Annotated in this window: 14 protein-coding genes and 3 other annotated features (1 of these 17 running past the window's edge); of the genes, 11 read left to right on the forward strand and 3 right to left on the reverse strand. The window is 37.5% G+C overall.

The features are described 5' to 3' along the window. Nucleotides 1-137: a binding site (T-box leader), on the forward strand (it extends 92 nt beyond the left edge of the window). A gap of 43 nt (nt 138-180) precedes the next feature. The 3 genes from pheS (at nt 181) to asnS (ending at nt 5484) form a co-directional block, all read left to right on the forward strand. After that, on the forward strand, nt 181-1215 hold the full coding sequence (pheS, locus tag AABL52_RS04725) for a phenylalanine--tRNA ligase subunit alpha (RefSeq protein ID WP_000388217.1): 1035 nt from the start codon (nt 181-183) through the stop codon (nt 1213-1215). A gap of 18 nt (nt 1216-1233) precedes the next feature. Continuing rightward, nucleotides 1234-3654, forward strand: coding sequence for a phenylalanine--tRNA ligase subunit beta (gene pheT, locus AABL52_RS04730; RefSeq protein ID WP_098872325.1), 2421 nt, complete (start codon nt 1234-1236; stop codon nt 3652-3654). A 134-nt stretch (nt 3655-3788) separates the two neighbouring features. Beyond that, nucleotides 3789-4040 (forward strand) — a binding site (T-box leader). 52 nt (nt 4041-4092) lie between these two features. Further along, on the forward strand, nt 4093-5484 hold the full coding sequence (gene asnS, locus AABL52_RS04735) for an asparagine--tRNA ligase (protein ID WP_341518986.1): 1392 nt from the start codon (nt 4093-4095) through the stop codon (nt 5482-5484). Between the two features lie 191 nt (nt 5485-5675). On the opposite strand, the gene AABL52_RS04740 is transcribed toward asnS, so the two are convergent. Next, nucleotides 5676-5933, reverse strand: coding sequence for a hypothetical protein (locus AABL52_RS04740; RefSeq protein WP_341518987.1), 258 nt, complete (start codon nt 5931-5933; stop codon nt 5676-5678). 13 nt (nt 5934-5946) lie between these two features. Then, a complete protein-coding gene (locus AABL52_RS04745; RefSeq protein ID WP_341518988.1) occupies nt 5947-6216 on the reverse strand; it encodes a hypothetical protein in 270 nt (89 codons plus the stop codon). A 143-nt stretch (nt 6217-6359) separates the two neighbouring features. Here AABL52_RS04745 and AABL52_RS04750 point away from each other — a divergent pair, with 143 nt between their 5' ends. Continuing rightward, a complete protein-coding gene (locus tag AABL52_RS04750; protein WP_341518989.1) occupies nt 6360-7214 on the forward strand; it encodes a CPBP family intramembrane glutamic endopeptidase in 855 nt (284 codons plus the stop codon). Between the two features lie 69 nt (nt 7215-7283). On the opposite strand, the gene rnhC is transcribed toward AABL52_RS04750, so the two are convergent. Continuing rightward, nucleotides 7284-8222: a ribonuclease HIII gene (rnhC, locus tag AABL52_RS04755; protein ID WP_341518990.1), complete on the reverse strand. Its 939-nt coding sequence runs from the start codon at nt 8220-8222 to the stop codon at nt 7284-7286. A 124-nt stretch (nt 8223-8346) separates the two neighbouring features. Here rnhC and zapA point away from each other — a divergent pair, with 124 nt between their 5' ends. From zapA to isdC, 7 genes are all read left to right on the forward strand, one after another. Then, on the forward strand, nt 8347-8616 hold the full coding sequence (zapA, locus tag AABL52_RS04760) for a cell division protein ZapA (protein WP_000082701.1): 270 nt from the start codon (nt 8347-8349) through the stop codon (nt 8614-8616). Between the two features lies 1 nt (nt 8617). After that, nucleotides 8618-9157, forward strand: coding sequence for a CvpA family protein (locus AABL52_RS04765; RefSeq protein WP_000565407.1), 540 nt, complete (start codon nt 8618-8620; stop codon nt 9155-9157). A gap of 55 nt (nt 9158-9212) precedes the next feature. Beyond that, complete coding sequence (polX, locus tag AABL52_RS04770; protein WP_000867554.1) at nt 9213-10931, forward strand: DNA polymerase/3'-5' exonuclease PolX; 1719 nt, start codon at nt 9213-9215, stop codon at nt 10929-10931. A gap of 19 nt (nt 10932-10950) precedes the next feature. Continuing rightward, complete coding sequence (locus AABL52_RS04775) at nt 10951-13311, forward strand: endonuclease MutS2 (RefSeq protein ID WP_341518991.1); 2361 nt, start codon at nt 10951-10953, stop codon at nt 13309-13311. Nucleotides 13312-13506: 195 nt separating this feature from the next. Next, nucleotides 13507-14196 (forward strand): 23S rRNA pseudouridine(2604) synthase RluF, encoded by a 690-nt coding sequence (locus AABL52_RS04780; protein WP_341518992.1) that lies wholly within the window; start codon nt 13507-13509, stop codon nt 14194-14196. Between the two features lie 108 nt (nt 14197-14304). After that, nucleotides 14305-14555: a binding site (T-box leader), on the forward strand. Nucleotides 14556-14669: 114 nt separating this feature from the next. Continuing rightward, nucleotides 14670-15995 (forward strand): branched-chain amino acid transport system II carrier protein BrnQ6, encoded by a 1326-nt coding sequence (brnQ6, locus tag AABL52_RS04785; RefSeq protein WP_120450912.1) that lies wholly within the window; start codon nt 14670-14672, stop codon nt 15993-15995. A gap of 504 nt (nt 15996-16499) precedes the next feature. Continuing rightward, nucleotides 16500-17207 carry a heme uptake protein IsdC gene (gene isdC / locus AABL52_RS04790; RefSeq protein WP_341518993.1) on the forward strand — a complete coding sequence of 236 codons (708 nt, stop codon included), beginning with the start codon at nt 16500-16502 and terminating at the stop codon, nt 17205-17207. Nucleotides 17208-17243 lie beyond the last annotated feature (36 nt).

Here is a 17243-nt window from a genome sequence, read left to right on the forward strand (position 1 = left end):
GAATTCACCTCTGGAGTTGACGCCAGGACCATGTATATGTAAAGGCGTTCCGGTCAGAATTGATCGTTATAACTAATGAGTGGGCAGACTTGTTCTGTCAATTTAGGGTGGTACCGCGAATTTACCTCGTCCCTTTTTGGGAGCGAGGTTTTTTTATTTTTAAAATTAGGAGGGTTCCAAATGGAAGCACGTTTAAAAGAGCTAAAGCAAAAAGCGTTAGAGCTTATTGAAGAAGCGAAAGAGCTAAAGGGCTTAAACGACGTACGCGTAGCGTATTTAGGGAAAAAAGGTCCAATTACAGAAGTATTACGCGGCATGGGAAAATTATCAGCAGAAGAGCGTCCACGTATGGGAGCATTAGTAAATGAAGTACGTGAAGCGATTCAAACGCGTTTAGACGACAAAATTGGTAACTTAGAAAAAGCAGTAATTGAAGCGAAGTTAGCTACTGAAACAATTGATGTTACACTACCAGGTCGTCCTGTTGAAACAGGTTGTCATCATCCGTTAACAGCTGTTGTCGAACAAATTGAAGATGTATTCATCGGTATGGGTTATGAAGTAGCTGAAGGAACAGAAGTAGAAAAAGACTACTACAACTTCGAAGCATTAAATTTACCGAAAGATCACCCAGCGCGTGATATGCAAGATACATTCTACATTACAGAAGAAACGTTACTACGTACACATACATCTTCTGTGCAAGCACGTACGATGGAAAATAATAAAGAAAAAGGCCCGATTAAAATTATTTGTCCTGGTAAAGTGTATCGCCGCGATGATGATGATGCGACGCATTCACACCAGTTCATGCAAATTGAAGGTCTTGTAATTGATAAAAACATTCGCATGAGTGACTTAAAAGGTACACTACAAGTATTCGTGAAAAAGATGTTCGGTGAAGATCGTGAAATCCGTCTTCGTCCAAGTTTCTTCCCATTCACAGAGCCATCTGTAGAGATGGATATTTCTTGTATGATGTGTCACGGCAAAGGTTGCGGCACTTGTAAAGGAACTGGCTGGATCGAAATTTTAGGCGCAGGTATGGTTCACCCGAACGTACTTGAAATGGCTGGTTATGATTCAAAAGAATATCAAGGTTTCGCATTCGGTATGGGCGCAGAGCGTATCGCAATGTTGAAATACGGCGTAGATGACATTCGTCATTTCTATACAAATGATGTACGTTTCTTACAACAATTCAAACGAGCGTAAGGGAAGGAGAGGATAAGTATGTTCGTATCATATCGTTGGTTACAAGAGTATGTAGATATTAAAGATGTAACAGCACAAGAACTAGCAGACAAAATCACGAAAAGTGGTATTGAAGTAGAAGGTGTTGAAGTATTAAATAAAGGTGTAAAAGGTGTTGTAGTTGGTCACGTATTAGAATGTGAAAAACACCCAGAAGCTGATAAATTAAGCAAATGCTTAATCGATATCGGTGAAGAAGAGCCAGTTCAAATTATTTGTGGAGCTGCTAACATTGCAAAAGGTTTAAAAGTACCAGTTGCAAAAGTTGGAGCTGTACTTCCTGGCAACTTCAAAATTAAAAAAGCAAAACTACGTGGTGAAGCTTCTCACGGTATGGTTTGTGCTCTTCAAGAGCTTGGTATTGATGGGAAACTAGTTGCGAAAGAATACGCAGACGGTATCTTCATCTTCCCAAGTGACGCTGAAGTTGGTGCAGATGCACTTGAAATTTTAAACTTACATGACGAAGTACTTGAGCTTGGTTTAACACCAAACCGTGCAGATTGCTTAAACATGTTAGGTGTTGCATATGAAGTCGCTGCTATTTATGGTCGTGAAGTAAAACTTCCAGCTATCAGCTTACAAGAAGCAACAGAAAAAACTTCTGATTACATTTCTGTAAGTGTAGAAGCGAAAGAAGAAAACCCATTATATATTGCAAAAATGGTGAAGAACGTAAAGATTGGTCCATCACCAATGTGGATGCAAACGCGCCTTATGGCAGCTGGCATTCGTCCAATTAGCAATGTAGTTGATATTACAAACTACATTTTAATGGAATACGGCCAACCGTTACATGCATTCGATTACGATAAATTAGGTTCAAAAGAAATCGTTGTTCGTCTTGCAAAAGAAGGCGAAAAAATTGAAACGTTAGATGATCAAGAGCGTACGTTACAAAGCCACCACCTTGTAATTACAAACGGAACAAAAGCTTTAGCTGTTGCTGGTGTAATGGGCGGAGCGGATTCTGAAGTTACAAATGAGACAGTGAACGTTTTAATCGAGTCTGCATACTTTGCAGGTCAAACAGTACGCCGTACATCAAAAGACTTAGGTCTTCGTAGTGAATCAAGTGCACGTTTTGAAAAAGGAATCGATCCAACACGTACATTTGAAGCAATTCAACACGCAGCTGCTTTAATGGCGAAATACGCTGGCGGAGAAGCACTTGAAGGTGTAGTGGAAGCTGATAACTTACAAGTACAAGAGCATACAGTATCTGTTACTGCTGAAAAAGTAAACCGTGTATTAGGTACAAATATTTCTGCAAGTGAAATGGGTACAATGTTCACAAACTTGAAGTTCCCATTCACAGAAGTAGAAGGAACATTCCATATAAATGTACCGGCACGTCGTCCTGATATTACAATTTCAGAAGACTTAGTAGAAGAAGTAGGTCGCCTATACGGTTATGACCACATTCCAGTTACATTACCTTCTGGAACAATGACACGTGGTAAATTAACATCAGCACAAACGAAACGTCGTAAAGTACGTCGCTTCTTAGAAGGTGCTGGTTTATATGAAGCAATCACGTATTCGTTAACAAGTGCTGACAAAGCGAAACAATATATGGTTGAGCCAAACGAAAAGGCGCCTGTAAATCTTGCACTTCCAATGAGTGAAGAACGTAGCCAACTTCGTTTAAGCCTAGTGCCACAATTGTTAGAAGCAGTTTCATACAATGTTGCACGTAAAAACGACAGTGTAGCTTTATACGAAGTAGGTTCTATCTTCTTACCAACAGAAGCAGGAGAACTTCCGAAAGAAGAACAACATCTTGCAGGTGTTATGACAGGTCTTGCTCTTCACCATGCATGGCAAGGTGAGAAAAAAGTAGTAGACTTCTTCGTTGTGAAGGGTGTACTAGAAGGATTATTTGACGTACTTGGCGTTGCAAACCAAATCACTTATGCACCAGCAAAACGTGAAGGTATGCACCCAGGTCGTACAGCTGACATCGTATTAGATGGCGAAGTAATTGGTTTCATCGGTCAATTGCACCCAGAAGCAGAAAAACAATTAGATGTGAAAAATACATTCGTATTCGAACTATCTCTTGTAAAAGTATTCGGTGCAGATGCTGAAGAAACTTACTACGCAGCAATTCCACGTTTCCCATCTATGACACGTGATATGGCTGTTGTCGTAACGAAAGAAACAAAAGCTGGCGAAATGAAGCAAGTTATTGCTGAAGCTGGCGGAGAACTTCTGAAAGACGTAACACTATTCGACTTATACGAAGGTGAAAAAATGGAAGAAGGCAAGAAATCACTTGCATTCTCTATGACTTACTTCGATGCAGAACGTACGTTAACAGACGAAGAGGTAACAGAAGCACATAACCGTGTATTAACAACGGTAGAAGAGAAATTTGGTGCGGAGTTACGTAAGTAATGAGAAATTGCCGGATTCATTCCGGCAATTTTTTTATGGCACGATTGTCGATATATGATAAAAATCGCCGATAAATATCAAGGTATCTTGCATCTTTCTCTCGAATGTAGTACATTAATTTTAGTTTAACAAAATGAAAGACGATGATAAGGAAAAGTAGTATATACTATAATCCAAAGCGAGTCAGGGACGGTGAGAGCCTGATGAGGCGGTATATGTGAAGAACACCTTGGAGTTGCTAACCGAAATTGAATCTTGTATTCAAGAGTAGACTTAGACGGGAATCCGGCCTGTTACAAACCGGGAAGTATGTATTACATACGAGTTAAAGTTGGTCTTTATGACAAATTGGGTGGTACCGCGAAGTTTAACCTTTCGTCCCTTTATGGATGAAAGGTTTTTTTGTATTTAAATATATGTGCAAAGGAGAATTTCACTATGGAAAACACATTAGTAAAAAGTCTGTATAGAGATACAGATAAATACGCAGGTCAAACAGTACAAGTATCAGGGTGGATTCGTAACTTACGTGATTCAAAAGCATTTGGTTTCATCGAATTAAACGACGGTAGCTTCTTCAAAAGCGTTCAAATCGTTTTCGATACAGAGTTAGAAAACTTCAAAGAAATTGCAAAGCTTCCACTTAGTTCTTCAGTTAAAGTAGAAGGTAAAGTAATTGCAACGCCTGGAGCGAAGCAACCATTTGAAATTAAAGCAGAAAAAATTGATATCGAGGGCTTATCAGATTCTGATTACCCACTTCAAAAGAAACGTCACACGTTTGAATACTTACGTACAATCGCTCACTTACGCCCAAGAACAAATGCATTCTCTGCAACGTTCCGTGTACGTTCTGTCGCAGCATTTGCGATTCACCAGTTCTTCCAAGAGCGTGGATTCGTACATGTTCACACACCAATCATCACTGGTAGTGATACAGAGGGTGCAGGCGAAATGTTCCGCGTAACAACGCAAGATTTAAACAACGTACCAAAAGGTGAAGACGGACAAGTTGATGAATCAAAAGACTTCTTCGGCAAAGAAACAAACTTAACAGTAAGTGGACAGCTGAACGCTGAAGCTTATGCATTAGCATTCCGTGACGTATACACATTCGGACCTACATTCCGTGCAGAAAACTCTAACACAACTCGCCACGCGGCTGAGTTCTGGATGGTTGAGCCGGAGATTGCATTCGCTGAATTAGGCGACGTAATGGATCTTACAGAAGATATGCTGAAATATGCAATGAAATACGTACTAGAGCATGCACCAGAAGAAATGGAATTTTTCAACAGCTTCGTTGATAAAACAGTTCTAGAGCGCATGAACAACGTGATCAACTCTGACTTCGGTCGCATCACTTATACAGAAGCAATTAAAGTACTTCAAGAATCAGGTGCTGAATTTAAATACCCAGTAGAATGGGGTATTGACTTACAAACAGAGCACGAAAGATACTTATCAGAAGAAATCTTCAAACGCCCTGTATTCGTAACTGACTATCCAAAAGACATTAAAGCGTTCTACATGCGTATGAATGAAGATGGAAAAACAGTAGCTGCTACTGACCTTCTAGTTCCTGGCATCGGCGAGTTAATCGGCGGAAGCCAACGTGAAGAAAGAATGGACGTTTTAGTAGACAGAATTAAAGAACTAGGTATGAACGAAGAGGACTACTGGTGGTACTTAGAACTTAGAAAATACGGCGGTACAAAACACGCTGGATTCGGCCTAGGTTTCGAGCGCTTCCTAATGTACATCACTGGCATGGCTAACATCCGTGACGTAATTCCATTCCCAAGAACTCCAGGTTCTTCTGAATTCTAAAATATGAAAAAAAGCGAGAGGATTTCCTCTCGCTTTTTTATATGTATTACATCTTATCCCGCTTTAATGGGCAGTAAGACCCCCATCTCAAAATTCAGCGAAAGTAAAGAAGTTAGGCGGGGGTCGGGCTGCCCATTAAAGTCCGATTGGTGAGGGCTAATAATCAGTGGGGGGATGAACCCCCCCACTGATTAAAGTTTCACTTTATTATCATTAATCTCTTTTGTAATCTTATCTACATCTTTGTCTAATCGATCTAAATAGAAAAACCATAGTAAGCTCATGAGCACGTAGTAGATGGCCATCACACCAAGATTATCAGATATATTTTCGAATGTGGATTTAGTAGTGAAAAAAGCTCCCCAAATGATAGAAATAGTGAGGAAAGAAAGTGGGCCCACGAGGTGTACGAAAACATATAATAACTTTTTAACTTTTGCAGCGTTCATATGAATTCCCTCCTTATGTAAACAATCCTTTTCTTCTAATCATAAATTCAAGTTCCTCACAGAAGTGTTGTAGCTTTGCTGGATTATGTATTAACAAGCGGGCATCGTGTTTCCCGATAAATCTTCGAATGCGAAAGTTTAATAAGAAAGATCGACCATATCTTTCAATCAAATTTTGGAACTCCTTTTGCTCACTTAGTAATTGAATATTTTCCCTAATTTCGAATTGTCTTTCGTGGGGATCGCCTAGTAAAATATTTAGAATCATTTGTAGAAGTAGCAATGGGAATCTCCTCCGTTGTTGTAACTTAATTCTGTATATTTAGATTATAACAAAAATAGGGTTTTTTTGTAAATTTTATATGTTATGATGAAGTAAAAAGTGGTTTGAGGATGTTTATATGATTGAGGAGAGGGAGTAATACTTTGACAAACAATGCATTGTTTATATTGAAATTTCGTTATATGCTACTATACTTATTAGCTGGATTTTTCCTTATGGAATGCTTAATTAGATTACCGTTGTTTCATGGAGCATCTATGGCGTTAAAACAGGAAATTGGTTTGCTCACTGTTTTGTATGTTATCCCAGTTTTATTCTTTTATAAATATTGCAGAAAGCATGGTATAAATTTTCAGAGGACGTTTTTCGCAAAACCATCTGTAATATCTACTAGAATGGTTGTTATGCCAGTTGTAATGTTATTGGTATTTCAACTAGGTTGCCTTATGGCGCTGGGCGTTCTAATATTGAGTTTTAGTTCCGGGGAATTAGCTACTTCAAGTATTGCAAAAACGAAAGAAACAGCAGATGTATTACAAGTGTGGATTCGGTGTATTGGGGTGGCATTTTTTGCACCTATTGCTGAAGAAATACTGTTCCGTGGATATTTATTGAGTAAGTTACATTTGAAATTTAGTATAAAAACGAGTGTAATAATCTCCTCGATTATATTTGGTATATTGCATTTGCAAGCAACATTTAGTGCTATTCTTTTTGGAATAGTTATGTGTTTATTGTATATAAAATCTAAAAGCCTTGTTTTGCCGATTATTGTACATATGATATCCAATGTATTAGTAGTAATAAAAGACGTTATTATTATTTCTAATCCATCTGAATCTACCAGTGTATCTACTGCTCCTATGGGTATAACAATTGGAATTATCACAGCATTGCTCTTTTTAGGAGTCGGGTTATTATGGGTTATTCCATTTTTAAAAAGAAATTGGCGTGACTGTATGGAGAAGGGGCTGCCGAAAATAATATATCATCCATAAAAGGCGAAAAGAATTCAATTCTTTTCGCCTTGTTTAGTTCATGCAAATCATGTCGATACTAAAAATTAGTTATTTTTTTAATAAGCGAAACGCCTTCTCCGTATTAGCAAAATGCAGTTTCACAAACTCGGGTAATCTTTCTTTGCCAAGCCTTTGGATTAATTTAGCGGCTGCGATATCAACTTGTTTACCGGCACCTTTTGGAAGCGGCATACCAGCTTTCTTGCTTAGTTCGTCAAACTGTTTTACGAATGAGTAACGGGCTAAAATGGAAGCAGCGGCTACTGCTAAATGGACACTTTCGCCTTTCGTCGCGAAGTAAACATTTTCACGCTGTACCTGTTTTTGTTTTGCTAAATATTTGTAGTATGTATCAGGTTGTGTGAATTGATCGATTAAGACGCCTTCAGGTTTTGTAGGTGCGATTTTTGCTAATAAGTTTGTAATAGCTTTATTATGTAGTAAAGCTTTTAACTTACCTTGGTTGTTTCCTTTATCAAATAGCTCATTATATTTTTCGTTATGAAGGACAAGAGAGCTGTAAGGAACAACGTGTAGAAGTTGTTTCGCAATGGCAGAAATTTGATCGTCATTTAAGTTTTTAGAGTCTTTTACACCAAGTTCTTTTAAAAGTGGAATTTGCTTCGCATCCACATATACAGCAACTACTGTCATCGGTCCGAAGAAATCGCCAGTACCAACTTCATCTGAACCTACGATAGACATTGTACCGATGGAAGCAGGCGGTGCATAACGGTGTGAATCGACAGATTTTTTTACAGCTGTTTTCGGTGTTTGAGAGACAGTTTGCCAACGAGAAGCTTCTGCTTCAGCACGTCCACCTTGGAACATTACTTTTCCAGATTTATACGCTGTAATTGTGCAAGATGGCACCTTTGCCATGAAGATTCCGCCTTGTGGAATCTTCGGGCTAAGCGATTGTTTATATTGTTGTTTCATGTCTTCAATTACTGTAGAATTTGTTTGAATTACGATAGAATTTGACATAGTGGTCGCCCCTTTTTTTATATTGTTATTTTTATCATATCGGATTGTTCTTTCTGTTTCCATAATATGATGGTTCATGGTATGATAAACTTTAGGATTCTGTACGTGATTGGAGGCCGGTGAGTTGTCACAACAAAAGGGAAAGAAAAGTCGAATTAATGTAGAAATCTATGGTCAACAATATTCAGTTGTTGGCGATGAAAGTACAAGTCATATCCGCATGGTAGCAGCGATTGTGGATGATAAAATGCGCGAACTCAATGCCAAGAATCCTTCGCTTGACACGAGTAGACTAGCGGTATTGACGGCGGTAAACGTCATACACGATTACATAAAATTAAAAGAAGAACATGAGAAATTGAAAGAAAGTATGACAAAAAAAGGAATGGAATAACATGATTGATATTATTATCATTTTACTGCTTGTTATGGGATTTTTCCTCGGCTTACGCAGAGGGTTTATTCTGCAACTTGTAAAGTTAACAAGCTTTATTATCGCATACCTTGTTGCATACTGGTACTGTAAAGATTTAGCGCCAGCACTTGCGAAATTTATTCCGTATCCATTTGATAAAAACGTATCTGTTCCAGAATGGATTGATGCAAATAATATTGAGACAGTATTTTATCAAGCGCTTGCGTTTATCATATTGTTTATTATTACAAAAATTGCACTTTCATTACTTGGTAATTTGTTAAATATGTTTGCAGAAATACCGGTTTTAAAGCAAGTCAATGCGTTCGCGGGGGCAATCCTCGGATTTTTAGAAGTATATATTATTTTGTTTGTGTTAATTATCATTGGAAACATTCTTCCGATTGAACAACTACAAACACCATTACAAAAATCATCAATTAGCAAAATAATTGTAGACGATACACCGATTCTCTCTGAAAAGGTGAAGGAACTATGGCAGACAGGTAGCAGAGTATAACTTCTCTTTTTTCGGAAAGAGGAGTTTTTTTCTATGAAAGAAAGGCGGGGTAATGATGAAAGTAAATAAAAAACAAGTTATTAAATTATTAGAGACAATCGGCCTGTTTATGGAACTAAAGGGCGCGAATCCATTTAAAATATCTGCATTTCGTAAAGCGGCAGCAGCACTAGAAAGTGATGATCGTAGTCTTTCTGAGATTGAAGATTTCACGAAGATTCCGGGCATTGGAAAAGGAACAGCAGCAGTTATTCAAGAATATATAGAATCGGGAACATCTGAAGTATTACAAGAGCTTGAACAAGAAGTGCCAAGTAGCTTATTGCCGTTATTAAAATTGCCAGGCCTTGGTGGTAAAAAGGTAGCTAAGTTATATAAAGAACTTGGTGTTGTTGATATGGAATCGTTAAAAGCGGTTTGTGAGGAAAATAAAGTACAAGCTTTAGCAGGTTTCGGTAAGAAGACAGAAGAGAAAATATTAGAAGCAATCGATCAAGTAGGATCTCGTCCAGAGCGTTTACCAATCGCGATGGTATTGCCTATTGCCGGGGAAATAGAGGAGAAATTGTCGAATATTGCTGAAGTAATTCGTTTCTCTCGCGCTGGTAGTTTGCGCCGCGTTCGTGAAACGGTGAAAGATTTAGACTTTATCATTGCAACGTCAGAACCAGCTGCAGTACGTGAGCATTTACTGCAATTCGATAATATGATTGAAGTAATCGCAAGTGGAGATACGAAAGTTTCTGTTCGTCTTCAATATGAGTATGATATTTCAATCGATTTCCGTTTAGTAAAACCAGAAGAATTTATTACAACTCTTCACCATTTCACAGGATCAAAAGACCATAACGTAAAAATGCGTCAAATCGCGAAAGATAGAGGCGAGAAAATTAGCGAGTACGGTGTAGAAAACTTAGAAACAGGTGAAGTGAGAACATTTGAAACAGAAGAGGAGTTCTTCGCTCATTTCGGTCTTCCATTTATCCCGCCAGAAGTGCGTGAAGATGGAAAAGAAATTGAATTAATTAAAGAGTATCCAAACTTAATTCAATTCTCTGATATACAAGGTGATTTACATATGCATACAACATGGAGTGACGGTGCTTTTTCAATTGAGGAAATGGTACAGGCATGTCGTGCTCGTGGTTATAAATTTATGGCAATTACCGACCACTCTCAATACTTAAAAGTAGCGAACGGTTTAACGAAAGAGCGCCTTCGTGAACAAGCGAAAGAAATTGAACGCATGAACGAAAAGTATCCAGACATTACAATTTTACGCGGAATTGAAATGGATATTTTACCGGATGCAACACTTGATTTTGATGATGAAGTATTAGCAGAATTAGATTATGTTATTGGAGCGATTCACTCTAGCTTCTCACAAGACCGTGAAACGATTATGAAACGTCTTCGCACTGCGCTAGAGAATAAGCATGTCACAATGATTGCGCATCCGACAGGACGTCTTCTTGGGCGACGCGCAGGCTATGATGTAGATACAGATTTATTAATCGAACTCGCAAAAGAAACAAATACAGTTTTAGAATTAAATGCGAATCCAAACCGTCTAGATTTAAGCGCGAAATTATTAAAACAAGCACAAGATGCTGGTGTAAAAGTAGCGATTAATACGGATGCTCATACGCTTGAAATGTTAGAAGATATGGAAACCGGTGTAGCAGCAGCACGTAAAGGTTGGATTCAAAAAGATAACGTGATTAACACGTGGGATATTGAACGTTTATTAGATTATATTAAACGTAATAAGTAACACAAGGGGGACCTGCAACATGTTAGAAAGAACGTTGCGTGTATTAGAATATAATAAAGTAAAAGAACAATTACTTGAACATACAGCCTCTTCACTTGGCCGTGATAAAGTGAAACATTTAGTGCCGAGCACTGATTTTGAAGAAATTGTAGAAATGCAAGATACAACGGATGAAGCAGCGAAAGTCATTCGTTTAAAAGGTAATGCACCATTAGGTGGTATTACGGATATTCGCTCAAATGTGAAGCGTGCAAAGATTGGAAGTATGTTAAGCCCAAATGAACTACTTGATATTGCCAATACGATGTACGGTAGTCGCAATATGAAACGTTTCATTGAAGATATGGTTGATAATGGTGTCGAGTTGCCAATTTTAGCAACTCATGTCGCTCAAATTGTATCTTTATATGATTTAGAAAAGAAAATTACAAATTGCATCGGTGACGGCGGAGAAGTAGTCGATAGCGCAAGTGATAAACTACGCGGTATTCGTACTCAAATTCGTACTGCGGAAAGCCGTATTCGTGAAAAGTTAGAAAGTATGACGCGTTCTTCAAACGCGCAAAAGATGCTATCTGACGCGATTGTAACGATTCGTAACGAACGTTACGTAATCCCAGTAAAACAAGAATACCGCGGTGTATATGGCGGTATTGTTCACGATCAATCAGCTTCTGGACAAACGTTATTTATTGAACCACAAGTCATTGTAGAGTTAAATAATGCGCTTCAAGAAGCACGAGTGAAAGAAAAACAAGAAATTGAACGCATTTTATTAATGTTAACAGAAGAAGTGGCAGTAGAAGCGGATATTGTTTTATCTAACGTAGAAGTAGTTGCGAATCTTGACTTCATTTTTGCGAAAGCTTTTTATGCGAAGCGTATTAAAGCAACGAAGCCAATCGTAAATAACGAGCGCTATATGGATTTAAGACAAGCGCGTCATCCGCTTATTGATCCAGAAATTATCGTGCCAAATAACATTATGTTAGGTAAAGATTTCACGACAATTGTTATTACAGGACCGAATACAGGTGGTAAAACAGTTACGCTGAAAACAGTTGGTATTTGTGTATTAATGGCGCAATCGGGTCTTCACATTCCAGTAATGGATGAGTCAGAGATTTGTGTATTTAAAAATATCTTTGCTGATATCGGTGATGAGCAATCGATTGAACAAAGTTTAAGTACGTTCTCCTCACATATGGTGAACATTGTTGATATTTTAGAAAAAGCTGATTTTGAAAGCTTAGTTTTATTCGATGAATTAGGTGCTGGAACAGACCCGCAAGAAGGGGCTGCACTAGCAATTTCAATTTTAGATGAAGTATGTAATCGTGGTGCTCGCGTTGTTGCTACGACGCATTACCCAGAATTAAAAGCATACGGATATAACCGTGAGCAAGTTATTAATGCGAGCGTTGAGTTCGACGTGAATACATTAAGCCCAACGTATAAATTATTGATCGGTGTACCAGGACGTAGTAATGCCTTTGAAATTTCGAAGCGTCTTGGCTTATCTGATCGCGTGATTGATCAAGCTCGTAACCACATTAGTACAGATACAAACAAAATTGAAAATATGATTGCGAAGTTAGAAGAAAGTCAAAAGAACGCAGAGCGTGACTGGAACGAAGCAGAAGCACTTCGCAAGCAATCTGAAAAACTGCATCGCGAATTACAGCGTCAAATTATTGAATTTAATGATGAGCGCGATGAAAAATTATTAAAAGCGCAAAAAGAAGGGGAAGAAAAAGTCGAAGCTGCAAAGAAAGAAGCAGAAGGCATTATTCAAGAACTTCGTCAATTGCGTAAAGCACAGCTTGTGAACGTGAAAGACCATGAGCTTATTGAAGCGAAGAGCCGTCTAGAAGGTGCGGCGCCAGAGCTTGTGAAGAAACAAAAAGTAAACGTGAAAAACACAGCGCCAAAACAACAATTACGTGCAGGCGATGAAGTAAAAGTATTAACGTTCGGTCAAAAAGGTCAATTACTTGAAAAGGTAAGTGATACAGAGTGGAGCGTACAAATTGGTATTCTGAAGATGAAAGTGAAAGAATCCAATATGGAATACATTAATACACCGAAGCAAACTGAGAAAAAAGCAGTTGCAAGTGTGAAGGGTAGAGATTATCACGTTTCATTGGAACTTGATCTTCGCGGTGAACGTTATGAAGATGCAATGATGCGCGTTGAAAAATATTTAGACGATGCACAGCTTGCAAGCTATCCTCGTGTATCAATCATTCACGGTAAAGGAACAGGAGCACTTCGCCAAGGTGTACAAGATTACTTGAAGAAGCATCGCGGTGTGAAGAATTACCGTTACGGTGACATGGGCGAGGGAGGCCTAGGCGTAACAGTTGTCGAATTAAAATAGAAAACAACGAAACAAAGGGGAAACCATTATATGTTTATGGACAAACTTGCAAAAGTATTGTTAGCTTGTTGTGGAATATTTTTGGTGATTGGGGTTATTTATTTAGTTGTTTTTGCGAAGTAAAAGAGCGTCAATCGTGGCAGAGTGATATTGCCATAGATTGACGCTTTTAATATATAGGAAAAGGAATAAGCTATGAAAATCAACCAATACATAAGCGAAGCAAAATCTTGCTCAAGACGCGAAACAGACCGTCTCATTAAAGCAGGACGCGTGGCTATTAACGGTGAAATATGTACGCACGGTGCACTTGTGAGCGATGGTGATGTTGTAACAATTGATGGACAGGTTATTGCAAAGGAAGAGAAAGAAAAGGTGTATATTGCCTTTCATAAACCAGTTGGCATTACTTGTACAGCAGCCGATCATATTGAAGATAATATTATTGACTATATTAATTATCCAGAACGAATTTTTCCTGTGGGACGATTAGATAAAGCATCGGAAGGACTTATTTTATTAACGAATGATGGCGCCATTGCCCATCAAATTTTACATGGTGATCATGAGCACGAGAAAGAATATGTTGTTACTGTCGAGAAGCCGTTTACAGATTGGTTTATTAATGAAATGTCCAGCGGTGTAAAGATTAAAGATGGAATGACGAAACCATGTAAAGTGACGAGAGTGGATCAATCTACATTTCGCATCGTTTTAACGCAAGGAATGAACAGACAAATTCGTAGAATGAGCCGTGCTTTCGGGTTTACTGTAACAAAGCTAAAGCGAGTTCGTATTATGAATATAGAACTAGATAATCTAGAAGTGGGAAAATGGCGGAGCGTTACATCTGAGGAATTAGAAATATTAATAGGGCAGTTATAGGGAGGGAAAATTTTCTCCCTATATTTTTTTGTCAGAAAAAATAAAACTATTGATTTTTTAAAAAATAGCCCATATAATAAAAAACAACAAGTTTCGACAAGATATTTTATAAAAGTAATGATGAGGACATGAGTTGTTTTTGACGATTCTCAGAGAGGGAAGCCTAGGCTGTGAGCTTCCTAATACGGAAAGACAAACTTACCACCTCTAAACTTCAAGAGTGAACTGCTTGATGCATTGTAATTCTTGGCGGATAAAACCGTTATCAATTTACACGAGCTATAAAATGAGCTTATTTTGCTATAAATTCATTTTATTAGAATAAGGGTGGAACCACGATTTCAACACTCGTCCCTTTGTTAGGGACGGGTGTTTTTTGCGTTCTTTTACGGGGAAGTATGCTTGAAAGAGGACATATGACGGATTTTGATTCAGAATATTTTGTCAATAAATCATTTAGGAGGTTAGTAGAAATGAAATCATCTTTAAAGTTTTCTGAGATGTTTGCAATAAGTTTAATGTTATTTGCACTATTTTTCGGTGCAGGTAATATGATTTTTCCGCCAGCGTTAGGACAAGGTGCTGGAACAGATGTATGGATTGCGTTGTTTGGTTTTATCGTAACAGGTGTTGGATTGCCTTTATTAGGAGTTATTGTTATAGCTCTAAAGGGAGATATTAATGAGCTAGCGGGACGTGTACACCCTGTATTCGCACTTGTTTTTATTACTGCAATCTATTTATGTTTAGGCGTATTCGTAAGTGTGCCGCGTACAGGAACTGTTGCTTATGAAATGAGTGTTGCACCATTTTTACCAAGTGAGATAGCTGGTCAATCGTATCCACTTGTTATCTTTACATTCATTTTCTTTGCCGTAACTTTCTATTTAGCTTTAAACCCATCGAAATTAGTGGGCCGCATCGGTAAAGTATTAACTCCGATTTTATTAGCTGTTATTGCAATTATCGTAGGTAAAGCACTTATTACACCAATTGGAGAATTTGGTGCACCGACAGAAGCATATAGTGCTCCGCTCTTTAAAGGTTTTATTGATGGATATTTAACTTTAGATGGACTTGCAGCACTTGTTTTCGGAAATGTTGTTATTAATGCGTTAAAAGCAAAAGGTGTTACAAATAAGAACAGCATTGCAAAAGTAACAATCTTTGCAGGGTTTATTGCAGCGCTTGGTTTACTACTTGTTTATTTAGCGCTTGCTTACCTTGGAGCTTCTAGTGTATCTCTTGGAATGGGGGCAAACGGAGGAATTATTTTAACAAACGTTGTAAATCATTTATTTGGTAGTTACGGCACTCTATTACTAGGAATCGCAATTACAGCAGCATGTTTAACAACTTCTGTAGGTATTGTTGCAGCTTGTGGGGAATATTTTTCTTCCTTATTACCAAAGCTTTCTTATCAAAAGGTCGTTTTCATTTTCTGTGTATTAGCATTTATGGTAGCAAACCTTGGGTTAACTCAGTTAAACGCATTAGCATTACCGATTTTAATTGCAATTTATCCAATTGGTATCGTACTGATTGTATTATCAATTGTTGAAAACTATATTCGTCTTCCATTAGCGATGTATGTAGGCGGTATTGTAGGTTCATTTGCAATTAGCTTCTTTGATGGATTGCATAATGCAAATCTTCAAGTAGCGGCCCTTGCTCCTATCTTAGATAAGATTCCATTATATAGTGTAGGGATTGGTTGGCTAGTTCCGGGTATCATTGGAATTGCAATTGGATATGTAGTTTCTTTATTTCAAAAGCAAGAAGTTGCTGTAGAAAAATAGCGAAAAGAGGCTTTCTTTCATAGAAAGCCTCTTTTTTTGTAGGGAAAATTGCATATAGGGAAATTTAGATATTAAAAATTTTATACGTAATATAGTTGACAAAAAAATTAGCATTAGGCTAAGATTGACTTAGTTGTGGAAATATTGGAAGGAAAGTGAGGAGTGAAAGGTTTAAGGTTTTCTATAACGATATCATTTTGTAGATAGAGGTGATAGAGTAGGAGAATGGTTAGTTTTATTTTTTTTGACCTTCATTGAGAATGATAATCACCAAAAGAAATAGGGACTTATGTTAAAATGTAAATCGCTCTTTATAAGGAATAGGGAGGGATATTATTTTTAACACGTAGTGAGAATGATAATCAATAATATCTATATTACATAAATAAATTACAATTAAATAATGATAGAATAGAGGATTATTATTTTTTTCTCATAAATTGAGAATAATTATCATTTTCAAAAAAGTATGGATGAAAGATAAACAAGGAGGAAGTAAGCCAAATGAGAAAGATTTCTGTATTACCCGCTTTTATTATGACATTCGTATGTATGCTAGCTTTTTTCGTAGTGCCATTTGGACAAGCTTCGGCAAATGTAGCTGACGGTACTTATGATATTAACTATGTCATACAAAAAGCAGAAAATGATTCAGCTTCAATGGCAAATGATTATTTTGAAAAACCAGCTAAGTTAATTGTGAAAAATGGTGAGATGAGAGTACAAATTCCGATGAATCATAGTGCTTGGATTACAGAATTTAAAGCACCAGAGAACGGGAACTTTGTTGATGCAAAAGTTGTTAGTAAAGATGAATCAGCAGATAAAAGAACTGTAGAGTTTAAAATAGACGATTTATCTAAGCCAGCAGCTGCAAAAATTCATGTTGTTGTACCTAACGTAAATTATGACCATAACTACACAATTCGCTTTGCGTTTGATGCAAATGTAAAAGCGGTAGGTGGAGAAAATAAAGTAACTGCTGCAACAAAGAATAATGATCAGACAAAAACAGATACAAAAGTAAAAGAAGAAGTGAAGAAAGAAGAGAATAAAGAAACAAATAAAGAGGCGAACAAAGGAACAAATGAAAGTGGTAAAGCTGAAAAAACAGATAACCCAAAAACAGGCGATGAAGCACGCATCGGATTATTTGCAGTGTTAATTCTTATTTCAGGTGTTTTCTTAATTCGTAAAGTACGTCAAAACTAAATAAAGGAGCGTTATCCCATTGAATAGATATCTTAA

It is taken from the genome of Bacillus paramobilis (assembly GCF_038096195.1).
GTDB classification, from domain to species: Bacteria; Bacillota; Bacilli; order Bacillales; family Bacillaceae_G; genus Bacillus_A; species Bacillus_A mobilis.

Coding starts and splice junctions, on each gene's coding strand:
- AABL52_RS04775 (WP_341518991.1), top strand. CDS start 10,951: ATGTTAGAAAGAACGTTGCGTGTATTAGAATATAATAAAGTAAAAGAA.
- brnQ6 (WP_120450912.1), top strand. CDS start 14,670: ATGAAATCATCTTTAAAGTTTTCTGAGATGTTTGCAATAAGTTTAATG.
- AABL52_RS04740 (WP_341518987.1), bottom strand. CDS start 5,933: ATGAACGCTGCAAAAGTTAAAAAGTTATTATATGTTTTCGTACACCTC.
- asnS (WP_341518986.1), top strand. CDS start 4,093: ATGGAAAACACATTAGTAAAAAGTCTGTATAGAGATACAGATAAATAC.
- polX (WP_000867554.1), top strand. CDS start 9,213: ATGAAAGTAAATAAAAAACAAGTTATTAAATTATTAGAGACAATCGGC.
- AABL52_RS04765 (WP_000565407.1), top strand. CDS start 8,618: ATGATTGATATTATTATCATTTTACTGCTTGTTATGGGATTTTTCCTC.
- rnhC (WP_341518990.1), bottom strand. CDS start 8,222: ATGTCAAATTCTATCGTAATTCAAACAAATTCTACAGTAATTGAAGAC.
- AABL52_RS04780 (WP_341518992.1), top strand. CDS start 13,507: ATGAAAATCAACCAATACATAAGCGAAGCAAAATCTTGCTCAAGACGC.
- pheT (WP_098872325.1), top strand. CDS start 1,234: ATGTTCGTATCATATCGTTGGTTACAAGAGTATGTAGATATTAAAGAT.
- pheS (WP_000388217.1), top strand. CDS start 181: ATGGAAGCACGTTTAAAAGAGCTAAAGCAAAAAGCGTTAGAGCTTATT.
- isdC (WP_341518993.1), top strand. CDS start 16,500: ATGAGAAAGATTTCTGTATTACCCGCTTTTATTATGACATTCGTATGT.